General features: G+C 54.6%; 21 protein-coding genes. 9 read left to right on the forward strand and 12 right to left on the reverse strand.

The annotated features are described in order from the left end of the window. Positions 1 to 209: 209 nt before the first annotated feature. The 3 genes from BBD38_RS04105 to BBD38_RS04115 form a co-directional block, all read right to left on the reverse strand. Positions 210 to 1,403 (reverse strand): GGDEF domain-containing protein, encoded by a 1,194-nt coding sequence (locus BBD38_RS04105; protein WP_066684894.1) that lies wholly within the window; start codon positions 1,401 to 1,403, stop codon positions 210 to 212. Positions 1,404 to 1,571: 168 nt separating this feature from the next. After that, positions 1,572 to 2,303: a nitroreductase family protein gene (locus tag BBD38_RS04110; protein ID WP_066684897.1), complete on the reverse strand. Its 732-nt coding sequence runs from the start codon at positions 2,301 to 2,303 to the stop codon at positions 1,572 to 1,574. A 12-nt stretch (positions 2,304 to 2,315) separates the two neighbouring features. Next, the gene (locus tag BBD38_RS04115; RefSeq protein ID WP_235829091.1) at positions 2,316 to 3,203 is read right to left on the reverse strand and encodes an amino acid kinase family protein; all 888 of its coding nucleotides are present in this window, start codon (positions 3,201 to 3,203) and stop codon (positions 2,316 to 2,318) included. 139 nt (positions 3,204 to 3,342) lie between these two features. On the opposite strand from BBD38_RS04115, the gene BBD38_RS04120 reads away from it, so the two are divergent. Then, positions 3,343 to 4,221 (forward strand): MBL fold metallo-hydrolase, encoded by an 879-nt coding sequence (locus BBD38_RS04120; RefSeq protein WP_066684900.1) that lies wholly within the window; start codon positions 3,343 to 3,345, stop codon positions 4,219 to 4,221. Positions 4,222 to 4,472: 251 nt separating this feature from the next. On the opposite strand, the gene BBD38_RS04125 is transcribed toward BBD38_RS04120, so the two are convergent. Both BBD38_RS04125 and tkt read right to left on the reverse strand, forming a co-directional pair. Continuing rightward, on the reverse strand, positions 4,473 to 4,913 hold the full coding sequence (locus BBD38_RS04125; protein WP_066684903.1) for an OsmC family protein: 441 nt from the start codon (positions 4,911 to 4,913) through the stop codon (positions 4,473 to 4,475). A gap of 161 nt (positions 4,914 to 5,074) precedes the next feature. Next, positions 5,075 to 7,057, reverse strand: coding sequence for a transketolase (tkt, locus tag BBD38_RS04130; RefSeq protein WP_066684906.1), 1,983 nt, complete (start codon positions 7,055 to 7,057; stop codon positions 5,075 to 5,077). A gap of 277 nt (positions 7,058 to 7,334) precedes the next feature. On the opposite strand from tkt, the gene BBD38_RS04135 reads away from it, so the two are divergent. Further along, a complete protein-coding gene (locus BBD38_RS04135; RefSeq protein ID WP_172807756.1) occupies positions 7,335 to 7,835 on the forward strand; it encodes an RNA polymerase sigma factor in 501 nt (166 codons plus the stop codon). Beyond that, positions 7,825 to 9,471, forward strand: a complete 1,647-nt coding sequence (locus BBD38_RS04140) for a DUF4179 domain-containing protein (RefSeq protein ID WP_066684910.1) — start codon at positions 7,825 to 7,827, stop codon at positions 9,469 to 9,471. Before BBD38_RS04135 ends, BBD38_RS04140 begins: the two co-directional genes overlap by 11 nt. A gap of 70 nt (positions 9,472 to 9,541) precedes the next feature. Here BBD38_RS04140 and BBD38_RS04145 read toward each other — a convergent pair whose 3' ends face one another. Further along, positions 9,542 to 9,748: an Arc family DNA-binding protein gene (locus BBD38_RS04145; RefSeq protein WP_066684912.1), complete on the reverse strand. Its 207-nt coding sequence runs from the start codon at positions 9,746 to 9,748 to the stop codon at positions 9,542 to 9,544. Between the two features lie 140 nt (positions 9,749 to 9,888). On the opposite strand from BBD38_RS04145, the gene BBD38_RS04150 reads away from it, so the two are divergent. Then, entirely contained in the window at positions 9,889 to 10,092 is a 204-nt protein-coding gene (locus BBD38_RS04150) for a hypothetical protein (RefSeq protein ID WP_066684914.1), read from the forward strand. 56 nt (positions 10,093 to 10,148) lie between these two features. Here BBD38_RS04150 and BBD38_RS04155 read toward each other — a convergent pair whose 3' ends face one another. The 5 genes from BBD38_RS04155 to BBD38_RS04175 form a co-directional block, all read right to left on the reverse strand. After that, positions 10,149 to 10,406: a hypothetical protein gene (locus tag BBD38_RS04155; protein ID WP_066684916.1), complete on the reverse strand. Its 258-nt coding sequence runs from the start codon at positions 10,404 to 10,406 to the stop codon at positions 10,149 to 10,151. Positions 10,407 to 10,517: 111 nt separating this feature from the next. After that, positions 10,518 to 13,628, reverse strand: a complete 3,111-nt coding sequence (ileS, locus tag BBD38_RS04160; protein WP_066684918.1) for an isoleucine--tRNA ligase — start codon at positions 13,626 to 13,628, stop codon at positions 10,518 to 10,520. Between the two features lie 82 nt (positions 13,629 to 13,710). Next, positions 13,711 to 14,061 carry a four helix bundle protein gene (locus BBD38_RS04165; protein ID WP_066684920.1) on the reverse strand — a complete coding sequence of 117 codons (351 nt, stop codon included), beginning with the start codon at positions 14,059 to 14,061 and terminating at the stop codon, positions 13,711 to 13,713. A gap of 333 nt (positions 14,062 to 14,394) precedes the next feature. Next, positions 14,395 to 17,016 carry an EAL domain-containing protein gene (locus BBD38_RS04170; RefSeq protein WP_066684923.1) on the reverse strand — a complete coding sequence of 874 codons (2,622 nt, stop codon included), beginning with the start codon at positions 17,014 to 17,016 and terminating at the stop codon, positions 14,395 to 14,397. A gap of 112 nt (positions 17,017 to 17,128) precedes the next feature. Continuing rightward, positions 17,129 to 18,451 (reverse strand): replication-associated recombination protein A, encoded by a 1,323-nt coding sequence (locus BBD38_RS04175; RefSeq protein WP_066684926.1) that lies wholly within the window; start codon positions 18,449 to 18,451, stop codon positions 17,129 to 17,131. A gap of 400 nt (positions 18,452 to 18,851) precedes the next feature. Between BBD38_RS04175 and serC the strand changes: the two genes are divergently transcribed. From serC to BBD38_RS04195, 4 genes are all read left to right on the forward strand, one after another. After that, positions 18,852 to 19,937: a 3-phosphoserine/phosphohydroxythreonine transaminase gene (gene serC, locus BBD38_RS04180; RefSeq protein ID WP_066684929.1), complete on the forward strand. Its 1,086-nt coding sequence runs from the start codon at positions 18,852 to 18,854 to the stop codon at positions 19,935 to 19,937. Between the two features lie 192 nt (positions 19,938 to 20,129). Then, a complete protein-coding gene (locus BBD38_RS04185; RefSeq protein WP_066684932.1) occupies positions 20,130 to 21,293 on the forward strand; it encodes a phosphoglycerate dehydrogenase in 1,164 nt (387 codons plus the stop codon). 1 nt (position 21,294) lies between these two features. Continuing rightward, on the forward strand, positions 21,295 to 21,504 hold the full coding sequence (locus tag BBD38_RS04190) for a hypothetical protein (RefSeq protein WP_066684935.1): 210 nt from the start codon (positions 21,295 to 21,297) through the stop codon (positions 21,502 to 21,504). A 97-nt stretch (positions 21,505 to 21,601) separates the two neighbouring features. After that, positions 21,602 to 22,120: a DUF6125 family protein gene (locus BBD38_RS04195; protein ID WP_066684938.1), complete on the forward strand. Its 519-nt coding sequence runs from the start codon at positions 21,602 to 21,604 to the stop codon at positions 22,118 to 22,120. 74 nt (positions 22,121 to 22,194) lie between these two features. On the opposite strand, the gene BBD38_RS04200 is transcribed toward BBD38_RS04195, so the two are convergent. Continuing rightward, complete coding sequence (locus BBD38_RS04200; protein WP_066684945.1) at positions 22,195 to 24,384, reverse strand: penicillin-binding transpeptidase domain-containing protein; 2,190 nt, start codon at positions 24,382 to 24,384, stop codon at positions 22,195 to 22,197. Between the two features lie 248 nt (positions 24,385 to 24,632). Here BBD38_RS04200 and BBD38_RS04205 point away from each other — a divergent pair, with 248 nt between their 5' ends. Beyond that, positions 24,633 to 26,078 (forward strand): 3D domain-containing protein, encoded by a 1,446-nt coding sequence (locus BBD38_RS04205; RefSeq protein WP_066684947.1) that lies wholly within the window; start codon positions 24,633 to 24,635, stop codon positions 26,076 to 26,078. The last annotated feature ends 80 nt before the right edge of the window (positions 26,079 to 26,158 follow it).

The raw sequence follows: 26,158 nt of genomic DNA on the forward strand, positions 1-26,158 counted from the left end.
TAAATCTCCCGAAAAATTCAGCCTTACGGCGCGCCCGGCAGGGCCCCGCAATACAGACTGATAGTTTATATTATCACAAAACACCCCATGGGTTCCACTGCCTGTTTCCGGGCATCCGGAAACGGGCCTTCCCCCCGGTGCCGCGCCTTTCCGGCGGCGGAAAAAACCGCCCCCGGAGGACCGGGGACGGCCTTAATTTACCGCTTGTTTCAGCGTTCGCCGTTTCCGCCGCTTTTTTTCATCCTTTTCACCCGGTACATTTCTTCATCCGCGCGCCTGACGACGTCGTCGACGCCCTTATCCTCCCCCGGGCGGAACACCGCGCTGCCAACCGACAGGCCGACCCTGGTGCCGTTTTGGTCGTGGAAATCCCCGGCGGCTTCGTTTATTTCATCCACCAGCTTTAAAAGCCCTTCCGGGGTGGCTTCCCGCATAACGGCGGCGAATTCGTCCCCGCCGACCCGGTAAAGGACATTCGGCGAATGGATAAATTCCTGCACGAGGCTGCCGCCCGCACGGATATATTCGTCGCCGGCAGGATGCCCCAGCAAATCGTTGACCTGTTTTAAATTATCCAAATCGATCACGAGGACTCCGATTCCTGCTTTATCGGGAAGCGCCTCAAGGTTATTGAGCATAACATTGAACGAATTCCGGTTGTTGAGCCCCGTCAGCAGGTCCGTATTGGCCAGGTCCCGGTAGGCGGGATTGGAAATCCTTTTAAAGAGGAACGCCGCGACGATTCCCGCCGCCACACAGCAAATGGCAATAATGGCGGGCGTGGCCATGCTCAGCCAGCGGAAGGTCCGGTATTGGTGTTCCGCATCGAACTCAATCCCCACCACGCCGATTACCTCCCCTTCGCCGATTCCGGTATGGATGGGAAAATAGGAGATGAAAATATTCCCCCACGAGGTATCCTTGATCTGCTCGGGAAGCACTACCTCGTTGCGGTAGGCGCGCTCGATATCCGGAATAATTTCCGGTTCAATCGGATCGCCCACGTTGCGGAAATCCTCGTTTTCCGCGGGAAGGCCGTCCACCAGGTAAATATATTCGCCCGTATCCGTCCGCTTGGCAGTGTACAGGTAGCGGACGCTTGCGGCGGACTTGGTATCCTCGAGCATTTCTTTCATTGCGTGGTATTCCCCGCCCTTCATGTCGCCGGGAACGTTGAGCTGTGAGAAGCTCTCTTCATCTAAATTTTGTTCGAGGTAGCGGTAGATTCCCCGCGCGCGCTCTTGCAGGCTGTCTATCATATCCTGGTAGGAAAGCGTATAGTTGATTAAAAATATCAGGACGCAGGAAAGCACGACCATAATCGCGGTCAGCAAAAACGCCTGCAGGTCGACCCGGCTCATCCTTTTTTGTTTTTTTCCGGCTTTTTTACTGGTATCATTCATGTGTTTTCCGCAATCCATACTGGATTATAGTTGTATTTTTATACCATTGTAACGCTTTCGTAGGCCAGATTCAACCTTGGGCTTCCTGCCGCGTATTTTTTAACGGGCCGCCGCAAAAAAAGACCGTACCAGGAAGATTCCTGATACAGCCTTTCAATTCACCCGGCTTCACGCCCTGGCTGTAATTTCCGCCGCCGCCATAAAAATCTGCTTTTCCGGGACAGGCTGCTTCCCGAAAGAAAACTTTACGTCCTTCCCCTGGTGGGAAAGCGCGAGCATAAGGCAGCAAAGGGCAATGCCCGTATCGATCTGGTTTAATTTATCGAGCATCAGGGATTTTTTCCGGCTGATTACCACATGCTCCGCACTGCCGCTGAAAAACCACGGCTGCTTGTTCATTGCGGACGGCGCGAGGCGCACCGCCTCGAGCACATGGTAAAGGTCCGTTACATTTGAAATTTCATTGAGGCTCTTGCGATTGAACTGTTCCGTGCCTTCGCGGTGCATGGGCTGTGCGGGCGTGCCAAAGCACAGCGTCGCCAGCCATTCCATTCCCGCCGGGGGCGCGACCTTCCCCTTATCCGGCTTTGTCATTCCCAGCCAGCACGCGCCGATATTGTCCGCGGACAGGTAGAGGTCGACCTGCTCCATCATGAAGCCGGCGTTCATGCGCCAGCCGTCCTTTTTTTCGGAATACAGGCATACGGCGTGGGGCGCGTTTGTTTTGATGTCGCCGGGCAGCAGCAGCTTGAATTCGGTTTTGATTCCCGGGACCAGCGGCTTTACGCCCTGCATAAATTCGTGCAGCTCCGCGATGGCCTGGTCGGTGAGCGGCGCGCTGTCGTATTTGCGGACCGAGCGCCGGTGGAAAATAGCATCGTATAAAACTTCGTAGTCCATAATCATTCCCCTTTACTTTACATCCAAGAGTGTGCGCGGGACATTTCCCTTGATGATATCGGAAAGCTTGTGCCTCGCATGCGCGATGATGACCGTCGTTCCGTTTTTGAGCGGTTCCTTTGCGAACTGGAGCTTTGCTTTGGCGCCGTTCGCCCCTCGCCGCGACGCTCCGCTGCAATTTTCCATCATCGCGTCGATTTTTTGTTCCACTTCCTCGTAGCTTGTGCCCGTGACTTCCTCAATCAGCGTCGCCGGGTCTTTCGGGTCTGCGTAAATTCCCTCCACGCTGGTGAGCAGCACAAGGATGCGCGCGTTGACAAGCTGCGCGATGACAGCGGCCGTTTCGTCGTTATCCACGCACTCCACCACGTTTTCCGTTTTGCGTTTCAGGTCGCGGAGCTCGAGGCGCATATTTTCCGTATCGGAAACCGCGTCGTTATAATTGACGATTGGAATGGCGTTCTGGTTGGCCGCCGAAAAAAGCAGGTTGCGGATGTGGTTCACCTTGCGTTCGTCGTTGAAGTGGCTGTGTTCCACCAGCACCTGCCGCACCGAGTATTTCGGGTTTACAAACTGGCGGTACATTTCCATCAGGATCGGCTGGCCCTGGGCGGAATAAGCCGTTTTGATGGCGGCGAGGTTGCCTTTGAGCTCGCGCCCGCCGTTGCGCTTCATGTAATCGATGCGCCCGATTTCCGCCGCGCCCGACGAAACGAGGATATAACCCGGCTTCAGGCTGGCCGCCAGCCGTGAAAAGATATTATAATCGATGTCGTTGTCTTCCCTGCGGATGAGAGCCATGGAACCGATTTTTACAACCACATCAAAGTTAATCAGCTCCGTATCGTCCGGATTTACCGGGAAATTGGAAAAACTCCCCCGCAGCTTCTGTTCTGCCATATTTCCTGTCCTTTACAATAAAAATCAAATCAAATTAAATATACATCATTTTTGTGCCAAGTACAATAGCGGGCTTGCACGGGCCGCGGCCTGTGCAGTACAATAGGGAACGAACACTTTACACCGGAGGAGGGCACGGATGGTTACAATAACGAATGTCGGCGGCGCGCCCGGGGGCGAGGCGTTTTTACTGGAAACGGAAGGAAAGACCGCGCTGGTCGATTCGGGCTTTGCTTACAGCGCCCCGCGCATGATTGCCAATATAAAGGATGTTTTGCGGGGGAGGCCGCTCGATTACGTGCTGCTCACCCATTCGCATTACGACCATGCCTCGGGCAGCGCGTATGTACGGGCCGCATGGCCGGACGTAACGGTTGCGGGCAGCGCGTACGCGAAAAAAATTTTAGAGAAGCCGTCCGCACGGGCGGTGATGCGTGAGATGAACGATAACGCGGCACGGATTGCGGGCGCGGACGGGTACGAGGACCGCACGGACCGGCTGCACATCGACCTTGCCATGGCCGAAGGGGACGAAATTGATTTGGGGCCTGCGAAGCTGAGGGTAATCGAGGCACCCGGGCACACGAAATGCTGTATCGCTTTTTGGTGCGGGGAAGAAAAGCTGCTGCTCTCGTGCGAGACGCTGGGCGTGGACGCGGGCGGCGGCGTGGTCATGCCATGCTATATGGTGGGCTATGCGCTTGCGATGGAATCCGTCGGGAAGCTTGCCGCGCTCGGCGCGGAAAAAATCCTGACGCCGCACCGCGGCCTGCTCGAGGGGGAGGCATGCGCGGCGTTTATTGAAAACGCCGTCTATTGGAACACGGAATTCATGCGCCGGGCAGAGGAAGGTATGCGCGCCGGGAAGGGCGAAGCGGAGCTTGCGCGGGAGTTCAAGGAGCTGTTTTACACTCCTTATATGGCGGAGGTCCAGCCCGAAAAGGCGTTCGACCTCAATTTGAGTTATACGATTCCCATGCTGGTGCGGGAGATAGATCAGGGAATAGGGAATAAGTAATAGGTAAGAATGATTGTGCCCGCTTCGCGGGCGGAGCGTATCACATGACGCATAACGACGTGCAGTGCGTTTCAACGATTCACGGGGCGGCGGATGCGCCCGATTGACGGACAAAAATATTTAAGATACCAGACGGCAGCAAGGCACAGCATATTTCAACCTGTGGGGATAAAGCGAAAAAAAGGCTTGCCCGGGGATAAAATCCCGGGGCAAGCCTTTTTCAGCCATATCATTATTTGATGCGCGCGCCGTTATTCCACAACAACGCCCGAACGCACCAGCTTCACGCCGTTTTGCAGGCAATCGCCCACCGGACAGCGGCTTTCGATAAAGTCCGCGAATTTCTCCGCTTCCTCCTGCGATGCATCCGTTTTCATATGCATTTTAAAACGGATTTCCTGGAAGCCGTTGCGCACAGACGCTTTCCCCTGGAAGCCGTCCGGGTCCAGGTCCCCTTCCAATTCCACGAAAAAATCGTCGAGCTTTATGCCCTGCGAACGCGCGAACGCCGCCGCGCAGATGGCCTGGCATGCGCCGAGCGCGCACAGCACGTCCTCCACCGGGTTGAGGCTTGCGTCCGTGCCGCCGAGGTCTTTGGGTTCATCCATCAGGACCTTGAAGCCGCGCGACTCCGTTTCCACCTGCAAGCCGTCCGGCAGCTTCTTTGCCGTCGCTTTAAACGTTGTCAACATTGTAAATCCCCTTCTTTCTTTATGGTTACGAGAGAGCCGGAAAAAGTTCTCCTTACCCTATTGATAATACATAAAAAAAATCCGAAACGGGATTTTCCCGGGATACGAAAAAGGAAACCCGGAGCCGCCGCCCCGGGTTTCTTTGCCAAGCATTGTTTCGGTTATTTTCCGAGAACTTCCTTCGCCTTATCCACAACCGCTTTCGTTGTGAAGCCGAACTTCTCGAACAGCACGCCCGCCGGTGCGGAAGCGCCGAAATGGTCTATGGTTACATAGCCGCCGTCGAGGCCGACATATTTCGCCCAGCCGAACGACGTGCCCGCTTCCACGGCAACCCTTGCGCGAACCGCGTTCGGGAGCACGCTTTCCTTGTATGCCGCGTCCTGCTCTTCAAACAGGTCCATGCACGGCATGGAGACCACGCGCGCGGAAACACCGTCTTTTTTGAGTTCTTCGGCCGCGTTCATGCAAAGTTCTACTTCGCTGCCGGAGCCGATCAGGATGACATCCGGCTTCGCGCCGCCGTCCACGAGGATATAACCGCCGCGGAGCGCGCCTTCGCCCGTTTCTTTCATGAGCGGGAGGTTCTGGCGGGAAAGGGCGATTGCATTCGGGGCGTTTTTGGTCATTGCCGCCTTATAGGCCGCCGCCGTTTCGTGCCCGTCCGCGGGACGCCACATATATACGCCCGGAGTCGCCCGCAGCGCCGCGAGATGCTCGATCGGCTCGTGGGTCGCGCCGTCTTCGCCCACACCGATGGAATCGTGCGACAGCACATAGGTGACCGGGAGCTTCATGAGGGCGGACATACGGATCGCGCTCTTCATATAGTCGCTGAACACAAGGAAGGTTGCGCAGTAGGGGCGGATGCCGCCGTGCAGCAGCATGCCGTTGCACATTGCCGCCATCGCGAATTCGCGGATGCCGAAGTGTACGTTCGTGCCCTTGCGGTCTTCGGGCGAGAACCAGCCGCGTTCCTTCATGATCGACTTATTCGCCGGGCCGAGGTCCGCACTGCCGCCCATGAGGTTCGGGACCTTGGCGGCGAGCCTGTTCAAGATCACGTTGGAGGTGTCCCTCGTTGCCATCGGCTTATCTTCAAAATTCCAGTATGCGTCGTCGAACACAGTTTCCGGGACAGGAGCATTGTATGCCTTATACTGCTTCGCAAGCTCCGGATATTCTTTTTCGTATTTCGCAAACAGGTCGTTCCACTGCGCTTCCTCTGCGGAATACACTTCCTGGAGCTCTGCGATATGCTTCTTCACCTCTTCCGGGACAACGAATGCTTCTTCGTATTCCCAGCCGAGGTTCTTTTTCATCGCGTCGATGTTTTCCTGGCCGAGCGGCGAGCCGTGGCTCGATTCGCTTCCCTGCTTTGCCGGGCAGCCGTACGCGATTTTCGTTTTAACAATGATGAGCGACGGTTTTTCCTTTTCCGCCTTTGCCGCTTCGATGGCTTCGCCGATGGATTTCAGGTCTTCATTGCCGTCTTCCACCTCGAGCACCTGCCAGCCGTATGCCTTATAACGCTTTTTCACGTCTTCGTCGAATGCGGTGTCGATCCCGCCTTCGATGGTGATGTCGTTCTTATCGTACAGCACGATAAGCTTTCCAAGCTTCTGCGTGCCCGCAAAGGAGCTTGCCTCGCCGGAAACGCCTTCCTGCAAGCAGCCGTCGCCCGTGAGCGCGTAGGTGTAGTGGTCTACCACATTATAGCCCGGCTGGTTGAATTCCGCCGCGAGGTGCGCTTCCGCCATTGCGAAGCCGACCGCCATCGCGATGCCCTGCCCGAGGGGGCCGGAGGTCGCTTCGACGCCGTCCGTAAGGCCGTATTCCGGGTGACCGGGGGTTACGGATTCCCACTGGCGGAAATTCTTGATATCTTCCATCGATACCTGGTAACCGAACATATGCAGCAGGGAATAAAGCAGCATGGACGCATGCCCCGCGCTCAGGATGAACCGGTCGCGGTTTTCCCACTTCGGATTTTTCGGGTTATGCTTCAGGTATTTCGACCACAGCGTGTACGCCATGGGCGCGGAACCGAGCGGCAGGCCCGGATGGCCGCTGTTTGCCTTCTGGATCGCTTCCGCCGAAAGTACGCGAATGGTATTTACGGCGAGTTTATCAATTTTACTCATACTGGTTGAATCCTCCTGTGAAATTTTTACATTGAAAGTCAAGCTTCAAAAACACTTTTATTATATCGGATTCGCGGACCTATTTCAACAGGAAAAGCCACTCTATTCTTTCTTTGAATGTTATAAATTAACATTTTTTGTGCGTTTTTGTTCCAAAGTGTAAGTTTTATTCGGGATTTTACACTTCACGGGAAAAAATATACAATAAAGGGAACCTTTTCTTTCATTTCCGCATCTTATTTGTGTCATGACAAATAACCCATGGAGGATTTCCGTTTTGGATGTTTTATCACATGAACAATTTTCGGAATTGGTGATGCAATATAAAGACAACCTTTTCCGCACGGCAAGATGTATTTTAAAAAACAGCCACGACGCGGAAGATGCGGTCTGTGAAGCGATTTACCGGGCATTTCGCAGCCTTCGCACGCTGAAAGACACCGGGGCGTTCCGGCCGTGGATTTACAGGATTACCATCAACGAGGCTTACCAAATCGTGCGCAGGCGCTGGAACGCGGCGAGCATAGACGATATCGGCGAGATAGGGGACGCCGGCGCGGAGGAACCCGGGGAGCCTTCGCAGCTTTCCGCTTATGTAAACAGCCTCCCCGACCATATGCGCATTCCTGTCTATCTCTTTTATTATGAAGATATGCGGATTATGGACATCGCCCGCATCCTCGGCCTTCCGGCAGGAACCGTGAAATCCCGCCTTGCGCGGGCACGGGAGCAGCTCCGGGAAATTATACTCAAGGAGGAGGTACAGCATGGATTTTGATCGTTATATCCGGCAAATTGCAAAAAAGGAGCCAATCCGCACGCCGGACGGGTTCGGCCAGAAAATAGAAAATTTATTACAGTCGTTTGCGCCGCGGACGCAAAGGCGGCGTGTCCGGCGGCGCAGGCTTCCGCTTGCGGCGGCGGTGCTGATTGCCGCGACGCTTATATGCGGTACGGCGTTTGCCGTTAATTATATCCTGAAAATGCAGGGCAGTGAAATTTCCTATTTTGAGGGCGCGCCCGAGCAGGACTATTCTTCGCAGCAGGGCTATTTGGAAGAAAACAGCGACAAGGTTGGCATGGATATCCCGCCGCTTAAAGAACAGCTTGGCGCGGTGCTTTCCGACACGACCGGGAACACGGAGGGCGTTACCCTTACCATCGATAATATTGCGATGGACACGAATTACCTGAGCGTATTTTATACCATCCACACGGAACAGACGATCCGCGACACTGTCAGGAAGACCATAGGCGAGGGACTCACGGACGAGGAATTTTCCGAGATGTACGACACCGCAGACCCGGCGGACTGGCTCGGCGGGATGTTCGCCTGGCCGCTGGCGGACGGAAAGCCCCTCGATGTGCTCTCGTCCGGCGGACGCGGCGGGAAGAATTACATCCGGGACGAGCACACATTTGTGGGAATGAACACCTTCGCGCTGGCGGACAACATCCCCGAGACCTTCACCCTGACGCTGGAAATGGAAAACCTGCTCGGGGCGCAGGGAAAATGGGGCGCGGATTTCCAGATTGACCTTTCGGAAGCGAACGCCAAAGCAAAAATTTCCTATCCCAAAACGGAAATCGAAGTCCGGGAGGATTTTCCACAGGAATTTGAAGAGGAATATGGCTTTGCGGATTACACGCACAAGGTTGTGGTGGAACGCGTATCCCTCACGGAAAACGGCGGGATGGTGGTGCTCGGCGAGGAAATCCCCGCGGCCTTCAAACGAATCGGCGCACAACAGCCTTCCCCGGATAGGTCCGCAACAGACGGGGACGCGCAGCCCGCACAGGCAATGGAGGACCCCGGCATGAGTATTATGCCGTTTGTGAATTTTATGGTCTACGACCAGGACGGCAACGCCCTTGGCCGGGCGACAGGCTCCGGCGGCGTAATAGGCCATACCGGATATGTCCGCAACATACTCGAGTTTGCGGCCGATATGGATACAACAACGTCCGTGACCCTCGTCCCCTACCGGGAGGACTGGAAAAACAGGAAGGAGGTACGCGTTTCGTTCGACGAGCTGGGGAAGAAAATCGAAATTTTCCCCGGCGCGACCGTGACGCTGACGGACGTGGCCTTTGACGATGCGGAATGGGATTTCGGCGAGGCGGCCGGGTCAGACTGCGTGACGATCAAATATATTGAAAAGGGTGTGACAATTGCCCATCCGGCGAAAAACCGCTTTTTGGGACCGGACGGGCAGGAGGTGGAGCTCGAATCCACGGTGACGGAAGAGAACCCTTACGTCGATTTTGCGACGGGCACGGTGACCGACCCCATTTACGTGACCTTCCCGGACGGCGCGGGCGGGGACGTGCGCAGCTTCACAGGCATGATTTTTGAATATGTCGTGCCGATCCTGGATGAAGCGAACGCGGCGACGATCCCGTTTGCCCGGTGAGGCGGGCGGATATATTCTGGATATGATTTGCAGACAAAAAATCCCATGCGGAAACCGCATGGGATTTTAATTACTTGATCTCGCCGTGCTTTTCTTCAAATTCGGCGATATGCTTTTTGATGAGTTGGATAATTTCCATATTCGCGGAACGGCCCTCATAATCCGCAACATAGTGGAGCTGGTCGAGCAAATCCCGGGGCAAACGTAATGTATAAGTGGATATTCCCGCTTTTGTGGATTTTATATGAATTGGCAAAAGCTGTTGTTTTGAACCCATACCTTACTTGATTCTCCCGGTTTGAATAAAAATTGCATTCACTATGTCTTCATTATAGCTGTATTTATGATTCATCTGGTAAAAACGAATGCAAATATCATTTATTATGAATTCACTTTTTTTATAAATGGGGGCATTTTATGAAAATATTGATATTTACGGAGGACGATATCGAAATCATCCAATACCAAAGCGTGGGCCCGCCCCTTACGCTGCGGGAAGCGGTACGGTGCGCCGACCGCGGGGTTGTGATCTGCACACGCAAAAACCACATCATCCACGAGGCACGGCAGGTATGCGCGGAGGAGGACAAGCCGTTTAACGTGCTGATTATCCAGCGATAATTTTATACAAAAAAAGAGCCGCACCGTGTGCGGCCCTTCGGTATTTATCCGTGATACTATCTTGCCTGCTTCAGCTTCTCGATATCGGCAAGGGTCTCTTTTAGGGTATGCTTGACGACTTCCATCTCGCGCTCGAGCGTTACAATCCTGCTGGTCGTCCGCTCGTCGATCTTGCTCTCGATCAAATCGAATTTCAGGTTCATTTCCATGCGCAGGGCATCGATTTTTTGGTCCGTCTGTTCAAATTTGACATCCATCTTTTCATTCATGCCCATGATTGCTTCCATGATATCGTCCAGATTCGTTCCCGCCATAGCAAGTCCCTTCCCTTTCCTTTTGGGTCATTATAACATGGCTGCGTCCTGTTTTCCATTCCAAAACCAGGAAAAATCCTGACTTTTAAGAATGATAGGCCGGGGCCTCGTTTATGCCTTTTTCACGCCGAGGGTAACCTTTTCCCCGTTGATGTTCCATTCCTTTTCGTAGCCTTCCGTTGTGCCGTACTGCACGCCGCAGGCAAGGACTTCGCTGAGAATCTGGTCTTCATTGTTTTCCATGATGGCGGTGATTTTGTCGTTATCTTTGGCGTAGAGCTCGATTTTGTCCGTCACCTCGAAGCCCGCTTCCTTGCGCATCGTCTGGATTTTGGAAATCAGCTCGCGCACGTTGCCTTCCTCGATCAGCCCGGGGGTCAGCGTCGTATCGATAATAACCGCAAAATCGCCGCTTGTTTCGGCGACAAAGCCCTCGCGCTGGGCGGGTTCGACCAGCACGTCCTCTTCCATCAGGGAAACCTTGTTTCCGTCTACCTCGAACTCATAGGCCGCGCCGCCCCTGACAGTGCCGACCACGAGCATGCCGTCCGCCTGCGCGAGATGCGCGCGGATGCCGCCGAGCAGCTTGCCGTATTTCGGCCCCAGCGTGCGCATCTGCGGTTTCACGTTGTAGGTGATGTATTCCGCCGCGGCCGCGCCGAGCTCGACCTCTTTTGCGTTGAGTTCCCCGCGGATCACGTCGAGGAAGGTTTCGTCCAGGTGGTCGATGCCGGAGACAAAAATTTTCGCAATCGGCTGGCGGTTCTTGATATTCGCCGTGTTACGGCACGCGCGGCCGAGGTTCACCACGTTCAAAACCGCGTCCATATCGCGTTCAAGCTGCGCATCCATGAGCGCCGCGTCCGCCTGCGGCCATTTGCAGAGATGCACCGACACCGGGGCGTTTTTATCATTGGTGCGCACGAGGTTCTGGTAGATGCTCTCCGTCATGAACGGCGTGAAGGGCGCAAGCAGGCGCGTGAGCGTCTCGAGCACCGTATAGAGCGTCATGTAGGCGTCTATTTTATCCTGCTCCATGCCGCTGCCCCAGAAGCGGTCGCGGCACCGGCGCACATACCAGTTGGAAAGCTCGTCCACGAATTTATTTAAGTCGCGCGACGGTTCCACGATCCGGTAGTTGTCGAGGTCGTCCGTCACCGATTTCACGAGCGAATTGAGGCGGGACAGCACCCACTTATCCATGATGTTCGTGGGATTCAGTTTGTATTTCGTCGGGTCGAATTTATCGATATCCGCATAGAGGATATAGAATGCGTACGTATTCCACAGCGTTCCCATGAATTTGCGCTGCATTTCGCTGACCGCTTCGTCGTAAAAACGCGAGGGCAGCCACGGCGCGCTCGCCGAATAGAAATACCACCGCACCGCGTCCGCGCCCTGTTTATCGAGCACGCTCCACGGGTCGACGACGTTGCCTTTATGCTTGCTCATCTTCTGGCCGTCCTTATCCTGCACATGGCCGAGCACGATGCAGTTTTCAAAGGGCGCTTTGTCAAAAATCAGCGTGCCGATGGCAAGCAGGGTATAGAACCAGCCGCGCGTCTGGTCGACCGCCTCGCTGATGAAGTTCGCCGGGAAGTGGCTCTCGAACTCTTCCTTATGCTCAAAGGGATAGTGCCACTGGGCGAAGGGCATGGAGCCGCTGTCGTACCAGCAGTCGATGACCTCGGGCACGCGGTGCATGGAGCCGCCGCATTCCGGGCATTTTAATGTAATCGGGTCGAGGAACGGCTTGTGCAGCTCGATATCTTCGGGCACGTCCTGCTCCGCCATATCGCGCAGCTCCTGCCGCGAGCCGACCACATGGACATGGCCGCAGCCGCACGTCCACACCGGGAGGGGCGTTCCCCAATACCGTTCGCGGGAGATTCCCCAGTCGATGACGTTTTCAAGGAAATTGCCCATGCGCCCGTCGCGGATGTTTTCGGGCAGCCAGTTGACGCTGGCGTTGTTTTTCAGCAGGTTATCCCGCAGCTCGGTCATTTTGATGAACCACGTGCTGCGCGCGTAATAGATGAGGGGCGTATCGCACCGCCAGCAGAAGGGATAGCTGTGCTCGTACGGCATTTCCGCAAAGAGCAGGCCGCGGTCCCTTAAATCTTCAATAATCAGCTTGTCCGCCTTTTTCACGAACACGCCCGGCCATTTGGTCTCTTTCGACATGGTGCCGTCCGGCTTTACAAGCTGCACGAACGGAAGGCCGTAGTTCCTGCCGACGTTCGCGTCGTCCTCGCCGAACGCGGGCGCAATGTGGACAATGCCGCTGCCGTCCGTAAGCGTTACATACGTATCACACGTGATATACCACGCCTTTTCGTCCGGATGCGCAAAATCGAACAGCGGTTCGTATTCCTTGAACTCGAGCTCTTTGCCCGTAAACTTGCTCACAATATGCGCGTCTTCGCCGAGAAGCTTTTCGCACAGCGCTTTCGCGAGGTAATACTGGTCGCCGTTTTTATCCTGCGCGAGCACGTATTCCTCATTCGGGTTCACGCACAGCGCCACGTTTGACGGAAGCGTCCACGGGGTCGTCGTCCACGCGAGGAAATACGCGTCTTCGCCGCGCACCTTGAAGCGCACAAAGATGGACGTTTCCTTCACGTCCTTATAGCCCTGCGCGACCTCGTGCGAGGAGAGCGCCGTGCCGCAGCGCGGGCAGTAGGGCACGATTTTATGGCCCTTATAGAGCAGGCCTTTTTTGTGGATTTCCTTTAACGACCACCAGACGGACTCGATATAGTCGTTGTCATAGGTGATGTATGGATCGTCCATATCCGCCCAATAGCCGACGCGGTCGGACATCTTTTCCCACTCGCCCTTGTATTTCCACACGGATTCCTTGCATTTCTGGATGAACGGCTCCACGCCGTATTCCTCGATCTGCTCTTTCCCGTCGAGGCCGAGCATTTTTTCCACCTCGAGCTCCACCGGGAGGCCGTGCGTGTCCCAGCCCGCCTTGCGCAGGACGTTATAGCCCTGCATGGTCTTATAACGCGGGATCAGGTCTTTGATGCAACGCGTGAGGATGTGCCCGATATGCGGCTTGCCGTTGGCCGTCGGCGGGCCGTCGTAAAAGGTGAACTGGGGGCCGTTTTCGTTCTCCTTCATGCTCTGCTCGAATATTTTGTTTTCGTGCCAGAAGTTAAGGACCTCCAGCTCGCGGTCGCCAAATTTTAAATCGGTAGGAACTTTTTTGTACATCGTTTATCTCCTTTCGGTCGATAAGTAATCAAGTAATAATTAACAAGTAACAGAGAATAGAGAATGTGTCGCTTCGCGACAATTATTCCTTTTGCTTTGTTGTTTTTACAATTGCGGTCAGCATTTTGATTAATTCAGAGCAATCGTTTTTCAAGCTTGCGTGCTGCTTTTCACCGATATAGCCTGTCATAAACAGCAATTCAAGCCAATATTCCGTTTCTGCCGCTTCTTTGAGCGCAATTGAATTTTTCGATATAAAATCCATTCTGCTCTGTGCATACTTTGCTTCCCGCAGGTTGGCCCCAATACTCGTACCGCTTTTCAGGATTTGTTTTGCCAACGTGTATGCTTGTTTATTTTGGCAGAGGTATTGATATAGTTTGATAATCCTTATTGCAAAATCAAAAGATTTATCAATCACTCCGGTACTCATATCCTTTATTACCTATTCCTTATTCATTAAAAAACGTCCTGACCAAGTCAGGACGTTTTTATACGCGGTACCACCTGAATTTCCCGTGCGCAAGGATTGCGCGGCGGGACGCTCATTCCCGCTGTAACGCGCGGGACGCGCGGCGCATGTGCGGACGCGTGATAATTTTAAAAAGCGTTGCCGCGGGTCTTCCACCATCTCCCGCTCGCTGTGTGGGCCACTTTAAAAAACGTTTGCCGGTCCTGCGCCGGATTCTTTATTTTTCCGGTATTCACCATTATATTGCACAAGCCGCGCTTTGTAAAGGGGAAAACCGGGGCGTTTTGCAGCGCGCTACGGCCGCCCTTCCTTTTCCCCGGCCTGCTGCTGGTCCGAAAGGTCGATACATACGCTGAGGATGGCGAGCCTGCCGTCTTCCGCTTCCACGACGCGCCCCTTGTCGAGCGTCCAGAAAAAGCTTCCGTCTTTCCTGAGCGTACGGTATTGTACGCTGTATTCCTGTCCCTCGTAATAATCGGTCCCGAGTTCCCGCCCGACGCGGGCGGCATCGTCCGGATGGATTGTATTCCCCACAAAGCCGCCCGTATGCTCTATAAAATCTTCATGGGAATCATAGCCCATGAGACGCAGCATTTCGTCGTTGATAAAATAAAGCGGGAAATTTTCTTCGCAGTAGCCGCCGATAAGGCCGCAAATCGCTATTTTATTGAGGAGCGAAATTGCCGCCATCTGGTTTTCCGCTTTCAGGTCGGAAAGCTGTTTTTCTCCCTGGCGCAGCCGTTCCTCGAGGTCGTGCTCGTACGTGATGTCCTCGAGCACGCCGAAGGCCTTTACCGGCGTGCCGAATTGGTCGAAAATCGTGGTCATGGACGCGCGCCGCCAGCCGTAGGAGCCGTCCTTGAGGCGCAGCAGGGCTTCCTGTGTGGAATTCGGTTTCCCGTTGATTACGTCATAGAAAAAATCATGCAGGCGCTGCATATGCTCGGGCACCACCGCGCCCGCTTCCATCAGGCTTTCCGGCAGGCCGGAGATGAGCCTGTCCGAATCCCCCATGACCGACTGGGTTTCGTCATAAACGATACTCCGCTTTTCCACGTCGAACATAAAGGGGATGCGGCCTGTGGAGAGCATTGCCCTGCGGTAAAGCTCTTCCGACTGCCTGAGCTGCGCTTCCGCTTCCTTGCGCTGCGTTATATCGTTGATGGACGCATAATAAATTTCCCGTCCGTCCGATTCGGACAGGTAAAAAAGCCGCATATGCATCCACATCAGGGTCCCGCACAGCCTACGCCTGCGGAACTGTATTTCCACCCCCTGGGACGGGTCTTCCTTCGCCCGCCGGAGCGCATCGCGCACAATCGGCTGGTCTTCCTCGGGCACGCGGTCAAGGATATGCTGCCCCTTCACCCGCAGCATTTCGGGATTGCAGCCGGTGATCCGGTAGTAGCCGTCGTTCACGCGGATAATGGATAGATTTCCATTGTAATACTGATAAAGCGCCACGCCGCCGAGGATGTTGTTGAGGAGCTTTTTTGACATCATGCCGGACTGGAACAGGCTTTCAAAGGTGATTCCCCTCTCGCCCGGGGACACGATTCCATTATAGTCGACACTGCCGCCGGTGAGGAGCAGGGCTTCAAAATCTTCACTGGGCATGGGCTTATAGAAATAATAGCCCTGCGCATAGCGGCAGTCGACGCCCATCAGGAAATTCACCTGTTCGGCCGTCTCCACACCTTCCGCAACCACGCTCAGCTTCAGCCACTTGGCCATGCGGACCACGGATTCGATGATATTTTGGCTCCGCTGGTCCTGCCCGTTCATCTTCTGCAAAAAGCGCAAATCGATCTTGAGGACGTCTACATTAATGTCTTTGAGCATGTTGAGCGAGGAATATCCGCTCCCAAAGTCGTCCATCAGAACCGTAAAGCCCGCCGCGCGCAGCCTGCCGACCACTTCGAGGATTTGTTCGAGGTTCTCCGTGTATGCGGTTTCCGTAATTTCAAGTTCAAGCAATTTGGGTTCAAGGCGGTATTTCCGGACGAGACCGGCGATAAAATCATAAAAATTATTTTCATAAAGACTTTTGCGGGAAACATTTACGGAAATCGGGATTGCCGTATTGCCCGCGTCTATCCAGTTGCGCAACAGGACGCACACTTCTTCCCACACATAGGCGTCCAGCTTTACAATAAAGCCGTTTTTTTCAAACGCCGGGATAAACGAATCGGGCGGAAGCAGGCCCTTCCCGGGGCGAATCCAGCGCACCAACGCTTCCGCACCTACAATTTTTCCATTGCGGATATCGCATTTTGGCTGGATATAGATGTGGAATTCTTTATTTTGGAGGGCGTGCTCGGCCGAATCAAAAATATCCTGCTCCTCTATGATGGAATTCATCAGGCCGGTATGGTATTCCGCCGTATGGCGCATATAATTTCCCTTGACCGATTTTGCGGCAAGGATTGCGCGGTCGCACATCAGGCTGACGGGAAGCGTCCTGTCATGGATGCGGTAGATGCCGATTGCCGGGATGATTTCCATTTCGAGCGGGTATTGCCTGAGCCAGTCGGCCGCCATATTTTCTATGGATTCCGCAAGCCCTTCGTGCGCCGCCGTGCAGGCGACAAATACGTCCGCCGTGATATGCCCGGCGATTCCCGCCTTTGAAACAGCCTGGCTTCCAATCTTTTCCCCCATGTAACGAAGGAGGCGGTCGCCCGCTTCCGTCCCGCAAAGGTCGTTAATCAGCTTGAAATGCTGGATATCAAGGCAGACGATCGCGTAGCTTGTTTCCCCGTCTTTTTCCAGTAGTTCCCTGGTCTTCCCGTAGAAGGTTTCCTTGTTATATAATCCGGTCAGGGAATCATATTCCCGGCGTTCCTTTATTTCTTTCTCCAGCGCCTCGATTGTCCGGAGCAATTCTTTTTCAGATTTGTTTTCGTGTGGTTTCAAGCCGGCGCCTCCATGCCAATAGCCGCCCGTATATGATACCGAGCAAGTTTGGTAATCTATTCCCTATCTTAAAACACTTTCGGGGGGAAATCAACCAAGCAAATTTTATCCGTTATTTTTCGGGCTTTTTTTCTTTTCCGATAAACCGGCGGTATTCGTGCACCTTTTGCTCGTAGCCCTGCATGGAGGGACGGTAAAACACGCTGTCCTTCAGTTCGTCGGGCAGGTATTGCTGCTGCACGTAATGCCGCGGGTAATCGTGCGCGTATTTATAATCCTTGCCCTTTTTTTCGTGCTTCGCCTTTTCAAAATTCGTATCCTGCAAATAGGCGGGCACATCCTGCCGGGACGCTTCGCGCGCGGCCTTTGCCGCCGAATCGACCGCGAGCAGCACGCTGTTGCTCTTGGGCGATTCGCACAGGTAAATAATCGCCTGCGCAATGTTGAGGCGCGCCTCGGGCATGCCGTTGAATTCGAGGGCCTGCATCGCCGCCACGCACTGGTTCAAAACGCTTGGGTTCGCGAGGCCCACATCCTCTGAGGCGTGCGCGATCATCCGCCGCACGGGCACGCGCGGGTCGACCCCCGCATAGATCATGCGCGCAAACCAGAAAAGCGCCGCGTCGCTGTCGCTGCCCCGCAGGGACTTGCAGAACGCGGACAGCATATCGTAATATTCGTTGTCGTCCATCCTGACGGCGCGCTGCTGGATGGATTGTTCCGCAATTTCAAGGGTGATATGCACCCGCCCCTTTTTATCGGGACTCGTCGTGAGCACCGCGAGCTCGAGCGCATTGAGGGCGCTGCGGATGTCGCCGTTGGAGACGGACGCCCAGTGGGCCGCCGCTTCCATGTCGATTGTAAGCTCCATATTGCCAAAGCCGTGCTCTTCGTCCTCCGCCGCGCGGAAGATTGCTTTTTTCACGTCTTCCTCGCCGAGCGCGTAGAATTCAAATAAACGGCAGCGCGAAACGATTGCGCTTGTCATCGCGGCCATGGGGTTTTCCGTGGTGGAGCCAATCAGCTTGATGACGCCGCTTTCCATTGCCGGGAGGACGCTGTCGGACTGGGACTTTGACCAGCGGTGGCACTCGTCGAGGAGCAGGAAGCTTTCCCGCCCGTACATTTTAAGATTCCCCTCCGCCTGGTCGATTACCTCGCGCACGTCCTTCACGCCGCTGGTAACCGCGTTGAGCTTATAAAAATCGCTGCCCGTGGTATGGGCGACAATTGCCGCGAGGGTACTTTTCCCGCACCCGGGCGGGCCCCAGAAAATACACGAACCAAGCTTATCCGCCTCGATCGCGCGGCGAAGCAGCGTATTTTTCCCTACGATATGCTCCTGCCCCAGGAACTCGTCGAGCGTCCGCGGACGCATCCGGTCCGCGAGGGGGGCGCTTTTTTCCATATTGCCGTTTGCGGAAAATAAATCCAAAATCTCGCTCCCTTCGGTCTTTTTTCAAATGAAAAATTATGGAGTACGCTCTGCGGACGGGTTTATTCATCGGCGCAGCCGATCCCTTAATTATTCATTATTAACTATTTCCTATTACTTAATTAACTATTCCCTATTACTTATTTATTATATACCATTCCATCCACAAATTCAGTTTGTTTTGGGAAATTTTAACCCCGCGGCCCGCGCCGCCGGAAAATGTATCCGTCCGTATCCGTTCCGCGGGCGCCGGGAGGGGCACGCCACACGTGTGCATTCTACCTTAAGTATTGAAAATGCGGCCTTCCCATATTATAATGATAGTTGTATATGATATTTTGGACAGAGCGGCACAGGAAACGCCGTGGCCTGTCCTTCAATTTTTAGGAGGTCAAAAGCAATGGAAGAAAGAGTGTACAACTTTTCGGCCGGCCCCGCGTGCCTGCCCATGAATGTGCTGAAACAGGCGCAAAAAGACTTCATTTCGTATGGCGAAAGCGGCATGAACGTGATGGAAATGAGCCACCGCAGCGCCGAATACCAGAACATTATCGACACCGCCGAGGCGGATTTGCGCGAGCTGCTCGATATCCCGGACAACTATGACGTACTGTTTTTACAGGGCGGCGCGTCGATGCAGTTTGCCATGGTTCCCATGAACCTGATGACAAAATACAAAAAGGTCCACGCGGTGAATACGGGCCAGTGGTCGAAAAAAGCGATTGCCGAAGCGAAAAAGTTCGGCGAGGTGAACGTTGTCGCATCCTCTGAGGATAAGACGTTCTCTTACATCCCCAAGCTTTCGGCGGATATGTTTACGCCGGACGCGGATTATGTACACATTACTTCCAACAACACAATTTATGGAACGAAGTATACGAAGCTTCCCCCGGTGGGGAACCTTCCGCTTGTTTCCGATATGTCCTCCTGCATTCTCTCCGAAGTAATCAACGTGGCGGATTACGGCCTTATTTATGCGGGCGCGCAGAAAAACATCGGGCCTGCGGGCGTGACCATTGTGATCGCGCGCAAGGACCTTGTGGAAAACGCGCCGGAGGATATCCCCACGATGCTGCGTTACAAGACGCATGCCGACAATGGTTCCATGTTCAATACGCCCCCCACCTATGCGATTTATATCGCGGGACTGGTGTTCAAAAACCTGAAAAAGCTGGGCGGCGTTGCCGAAATGGAAAAGATCAACCGGGAAAAAGCGGCGATGCTGTATGACTTCCTCGACAATTCCTCCCTTTTCAGCGCGACCGTCGAGGGCGCGGACCGTTCGATGATGAACGTGCCGTTTGTAACGGGCGACGCGGACCTTGACAAGGAGTTCGTTGCCGAAGCGAAAAAGGCGGGCCTTGTGAACCTCAAGGGCCACCGCAGCGTGGGCGGCATGCGCGCGAGTATCTATAACGCGATGCCCGAGGACGGGGTGCGCAGCCTGATCGCGTTTATGGCGGAATTTGAAGCAAAGCACAGGTAAGCGGCGTCTGGGCCTGGGCATATGAACCCCGGCCGGAAGCAAACCCGCTAGTGCAAGGAGCCCCCGAACGGCCCGAAAGAGCGAAGCGAACGAGTCGTTTGGGGAAAAGGAGCAGTTGCCCGCAAGGTGAGATTCCCGAAGTGTGGAAACGAACGAAAGGGGCGCGCTGCGACGCAAGATAGGAGCAATGTTATGCATACAATTAAAAAGCTGAATAAAATATCGCCCGTGATTTATGACTACCTTCCGAAGGAGAATTACAACGTATCGTCCCACCTGGAGGACGACAGCGAGGGATTCATCGTACGCAGCGCGGACTGCCACGGCATGGATTTTTCAGGAAACACCATTGCCATTGCGCGCGCGGGCGCGGGCACGAACAACATCCCGATCGACCAGTGCACGGAAAAGGGCATTGTGGTATTCAACACGCCCGGCGCGAACGCAAACGGCGTGAAGGAGCTGGTGATCGGGGCGATGATCTCCGCATCGCGCAACCTTCCCGAAGCATATGACTGGGCCAAGACCTTAAAGGGCCAGGACGGCGTTGCCGCACTGGTGGAAAAAGGAAAGGGCCAGTTCGTGGGCGGCGAGGTCAAGGGCAAGACCCTCGGCGTGATCGGCCTTGGAGCAATCGGCATTATGGTCGCCAACGCGGCTTCCGCCATTGGCATGAACGTCATTGGCTACGACCCGTTCCTGTCGGTGGACAGGGCCTGGTCCATCTCCATGTATACGCACAAGGCGGAAAAGCTGGACGAGCTGCTTGAAAAGGCGGACTTCATTACCCTGCACATTCCGCAGAACGATAAAACAAAGGGCTTTTTGAGCACGCCCGAATTTTCCAAAATGAAGGACGGGGTAATTATCCTCAACTTTGCGCGCGGCGGCCTCGTGAAAACGACTTCCCTGTTCGACGCGATGGAAAGCGGCAAGGTGAAAAAATATGTCACGGACTTCCCGGACGACGATATGCTTTTGCATCCGAACGTACTCGCAATCCCGCACCTCGGCGCGTCCACGCCCGAGAGCGAGGAAAACTGCGCGGTGATGGCGGCAAAGCAGATGCGCGACTTCTTTGAAACGGGCACGATCGTCAATTCCGTCAACATGCCCGAATGCATTGTCCCGCCTTCCGATACGGTGCGCGTGACGATCATCCATAAAAACCTCACGAACATGGTTGGGCAGATTACCAATACGATTGCGAAATATGGCCTTAACATTGCGGATATGGCCAATAAATCCCGCGGGGATATCGCATATACGGTGCTGAACCTTGACCACGAAATTTCGCAGGAGGCGGTGGATGAGATTACGGGCATCGAGGGCGTCATCAAGGTGCGCGTGATTTAACATGAGCGAAAAAAAATGGGGGATCACCCTCATCGTGACGAGCGCCGTCCTGGTAACGGCAATTTCCCTCCTGTTCTTCACGCTGAAAGCGCCGGATATGGATATGGGCGTGCAATGGGCCATCCGCATTTTTGCGATTGCGGCCTGCGCCGTTCAGTTTGTTGTTTTTATCCTGTTCGCCAAGGCGTTCAAAAAGAACCGGAAGTATTAACCTGAAATAAAGGCGGCGCGGCCCAGGGCTCAGTCGGCACCAAAAAGCCGGCGGATTCCGTACCGCGCCGCTTTTTGATTTTTGGAAAGGATTTTTTATGAAGCATAACAAGGCACTGGACGATTTATCGAAGGAACAGCTGATTCATTTGGTGGGGCTTTATTCCAAAAACTGGCTGGCGCTCGACGGCGTATGGTTCCAGTCGGTCGAACACAAGCTCGGTATGGACGAGGCCATGCTGCACGACGCGCGGGCATGGGAACGGTTTACCGTAATCGAGGCGCGCCGCATCAAGCAATTCCTGGAGCTCCCGGAAAAAGCGGGGCTCGAGGGCCTGAAAAAAGCGCTCTCCCTTCGTTTTTACGCAAACATCAACGAGGATGAAGCCGTCATCGAGGGCAATACGCTTTTATACCGCACCCTTTCCTGCCGGGTGCAGAATGCCCGTTCCCGGAAAAACATGGAATTCCATCCGTGCAAGCCTGTGGGAGAAATTGAATATGCCGGGTTTGCCCGCACCATTGACCCGCGGATTACCTGCAAGTGCGTGAGCTGTTACCCGGAGATCACGGACGACACGTGCGCATGTTCGTGGCTGTTCACGCTTGGGGAATAAAACACAGCGCGTTCCCTGCCCTGAAACAAAAACGGAAACCGCAGATGCGGTTCCCGCTTTTTTAAATGTAGTATTTATTCTTCACCGCCGCTGGTATCATCGCTGCTACTGGTATCGTCGCTGCCGCCGCTAAGGCCCGTCAGCATCTGCGAATAGGCGTTTTCGTCCACCATGCCGCGCAGGATGGCAATTTTGGGCTTGGAGCCCTCGTCGGTATCCGTTTCCACGACCACGAGGTACAGCTTCCCGTCCTCCTGGTTTAAAGTGATGATCCAGTTGACCTCGCGCGAATTATTGGCGCCCACCTGCGCGGTGCCCGTTTTGCCGATGACGTCGCTGCCGCCAAGGCCGGCCGGCGCGCCCGTACCGTTCACCATTACGCGCTTTAACGCCGGTTTAATCATGTCGATTGCTTTCTGGCTCATCGTGCCTTCCCGGAACGCGGACGGGGCCGTTTCACTGACCGTCGTTTCCGTTTCGTCTTCCCCCTCAATGGTAAAGGTGCGCCTCACAATCGTTGGATTCATCATAGTTCCGCCGTTTTCAATCCCCGTGTACATACACGCAAGCTGGAGCGGCGTGATTACAAGCTCACCCGTGCCGTAGCCCGTGCGGGCCAGCCAGTCCAACCAGTCGACCTCGTCCTCGGACTGGCTCAACATACTGGACGCTGTAACCGGCAGTTCAAACTGCGGCGCTTCGCCGATCCCGATTTTTTCCAGATAGGATTTAAACGGATCGACCCCCGCTTGCAGGGCGTAATACGCGAAAAAGATATTATCGGACGACTTCATTGCCATTTCATAATTATACGGCGACTCCGCAACGGTCTTGGAATAAATCGGCCGTGAATGCCAGCCCTCGACGTCCGGCGTCCAGCTGTAGGAATCGCTGTCGTTTCCCTCGGAATGCGGCGGCTTTTTAGTGATTCCGGGAACGGAATCGGCGTCGAGGATTCCCGCTTCAATGGCGGGAAGGGAGGAAAACGGCTTGAACGAGGAGCCCGGCATATACGCCGACTGGGTCGCGCGGTTGATGAGCGGATGGTCGTCGTCATCGTTATAGTAGTTCCACGTTCCCTCGTCGAGCGGGAAATTGAACAGATTATTGTCGAACGACGGATAGGAGACCATCGCCTCCACCGCGCCCGTGGTGTAATCCATCACGAGAGCCGCGCCGCTCTGCCCGTCCACGAGGTTCGACGCCATCAGCGTATAAGCGCGTTCCTGGGTTTTTGAGTCGATGGAAAGCTCGATATTCTGCCCGTCCGTTTTTTCGTCCTCGAACAGGGTTTGCTTTACGTTTCCCTTTTCGTCTTCAATATAGATAATCCGCCCGTCGCTGCCGCGCAGGGTATCCTCGTACTGCATTTCGAGGCCCGATTTCCCTACCGTGGAATACTCCGAGAGGTCTTCGCTTGCCGCAAGCTGTTCTTCGGACGGCGAACCCATATATCCGATGATATGCGCCGCATCGTCCTTCAGTGGATAATAGCGGATGGGCGTAAAACGGGAGTCGTCGAAGCCAAGACCGTTTATGCCCGCAATCGCCTCTTTTTGTTCGTCCGTGACGGTTCCCTTAGGATAGGAAAGCAGCACCTCGACCGGATACGCTTTTTCAACCGCATTGTCATACTTTTTTTGGATGGTTTCCGGGTCCGCGCCGAAATCCGCCGCAAGGAAGGATTTGACCGCTTCAATATCCGGGCTCTTTTCAAGGTCGATATATACGCTGTCCGCATAATCGTTTTTCGCGAGCACCGCGCCGTCCGCGGAGAAAATTTCCCCCCGCGCGCCCTCCTGCGAGGTAGCGCGCACCTTATCGCCCTCCTCGAGCATGGGCAGGATGAGGCTTGGGGTGTACAGCACCGTATAGCCCTGCGGTCCCGCGACGATATCGGCGGAGTAATCATAGGTGAGCACGCCGAGGATTTTGCTGGTGAGCGCAAGCGTATATTTGAGTTCATATTCGTTTTCCGAGACCGGCTCCACGCTGCGCGACACGAGCCGCACATCCGAGATTTCCAGCGCGTCGTAAATATTGGAAAACCGCGCCGCAAATTCATCCCGGGTATTTACGTCCGAGGTGAGCACGTACACATAATCGAACGCGCCCGAATAATCCCGCGCGACAAGCTTCCCGACAAAAGCGCTGCCCACACTGTCGGCGCTGTCCGCGAGTGTGGCGCAGCCCGTGAGCGCCGTTCCCGCAAACACGAGCAAAAGAAGGAACACCAGCATATAAATAAGAAGTTTCTTTTTCATTTCATTTTCCTGACGCATCGTTTGATATCGGCATAATTTGTCTTATTATACTATTATTTCGTAATAATTGCAAAAACGTTACATTTTATTCATACGTGTGTTCCGCAGGCAGCCTGTTTTCCCGAAAAACAGCTTCATTAAGCCATTTTATGGCATTTCCGCCCGTTTGACTTTTTGGCCTTTTGGGGGTATAATATGCATACGTTTTGTGGAATGGAGCAATTCCATAAAAAAGACGGAGGAAATTTATGCCTTTTGGAAAGCACAAAAAGGATATCGACCTTTCGGTCCATCCTGAAACAAAATATAACCGGATTCTTTATACGGCGGACCGCCGCTCTGCATCCGATGACGAGCTGCCGCCCGTAACAAGGCGGAGGCGCCCGGCAGGCAGGACGCCCGGCAAGCTGGCGGGCCTGCTTTCTTCCCTTGGCGCGTTCCGTGTAAAACGGCCCAAGGATTCGTGTGTGAAAGCGCGCGTTTCCGCAAAGCAGGAGACCGGCAGGCAGGACGGCGGCGGCAGGGTGCTGCGCTCGGACAGAAACAACCGCAAAAAGCAGGGCGGTTTTTTGCAGGACAAGCTTCTTCGGACGACCTCACTCGTGTGTATCGCGGTGGTTGCCGTTTCGTTGATTACGGTACAGACAACATTCGCCAAGCCCGGCACGCCGATTACCCTGATTGACAACGGCCGCGAGCTGCAGTGTGAGACCACAGCCCAGACGGTGGGCGAATTCCTCGAGGACAACGCGGTGGCGCTGGATGAAGAGGACGTGGTATCCACAGAGCTCAGCGCGCCCTTATATGAGGGACAGACCATTACGATTTACCGCGCGGTGCCGATTACGATAAAGAGCAACGGGACGGAAACCCAGGTGAGCATTGTCGCCGGGCACACCGTGCAGGATGCGCTTGACAAGGCTGGGATTGTTCCCGCGGAAAACGACGAGGTATATCCCTCGCCCGACACCATCGTCCGTTCGGGCATGACCATTGACCATATTGTGGTGACGACGCAGGAAACGACGGAGGACCAGGCGATTCCCTTTGACAACACCACCAAGGAAGACCCCACCATGCCAAAGGGCGAGCACGACATTGTGCAGGCGGGCCAGGAAGGCGTTTTGCGCATCACCTATAAACAGATTTACAAGAACGGCGTGCTGATTTCCCAGGATTCCATTTCGGAAGACGTGGTGCAGCAGCCTGTTGACCAAGTAATGGCGATCGGCACTTACGTCGAGCCGGAAAAGCCAAAGGAAACCACGAAAAAGACGACGACTAAGAAGAGTTCCGGTTCGTCGGGAAGCTCGTCGAAGAGCAGCAGCGGCAGTTCGTCGAAAGGCAGCAGCGGTTCATCCTCGTCCTCTTCCTCGTCGTCCGGCAGCAAATCGGACGATACGGACCTCAATGGCAGCAAGGGCATGAAAATGCAGTTGACCGCGTATTGTTCCTTCTGCAACAGCGGCAGCAAGACCTCGTCCGGCACATATCCTGCGGCGGGCAGGACGGTCGCGTGCAACTCGCTTCCCCTGGGGACGCGGATTTACATTGAAGGCTACGGCGAATTTGTCGTGGAGGACCGCGGCGGCATGGGCGGCAACGTCGTTGATATTTACATGGGCGACCAGCCGAACGACGACGTATGCAACAATTTCGGCCGCACAAGCGCTATGGTTTATGTGATCGGATAACAGGACCGTATGGCGGCGGGCAGGGCCCGCCGCTTTTTTTGTTGAAACAGGGACCGGAAGATAGATAATAGTTAATAAGT

The organism is Christensenella intestinihominis, assembly GCF_001678845.1.
Classification (GTDB): domain Bacteria; phylum Bacillota; class Clostridia; order Christensenellales; family Christensenellaceae; genus Christensenella; species Christensenella intestinihominis.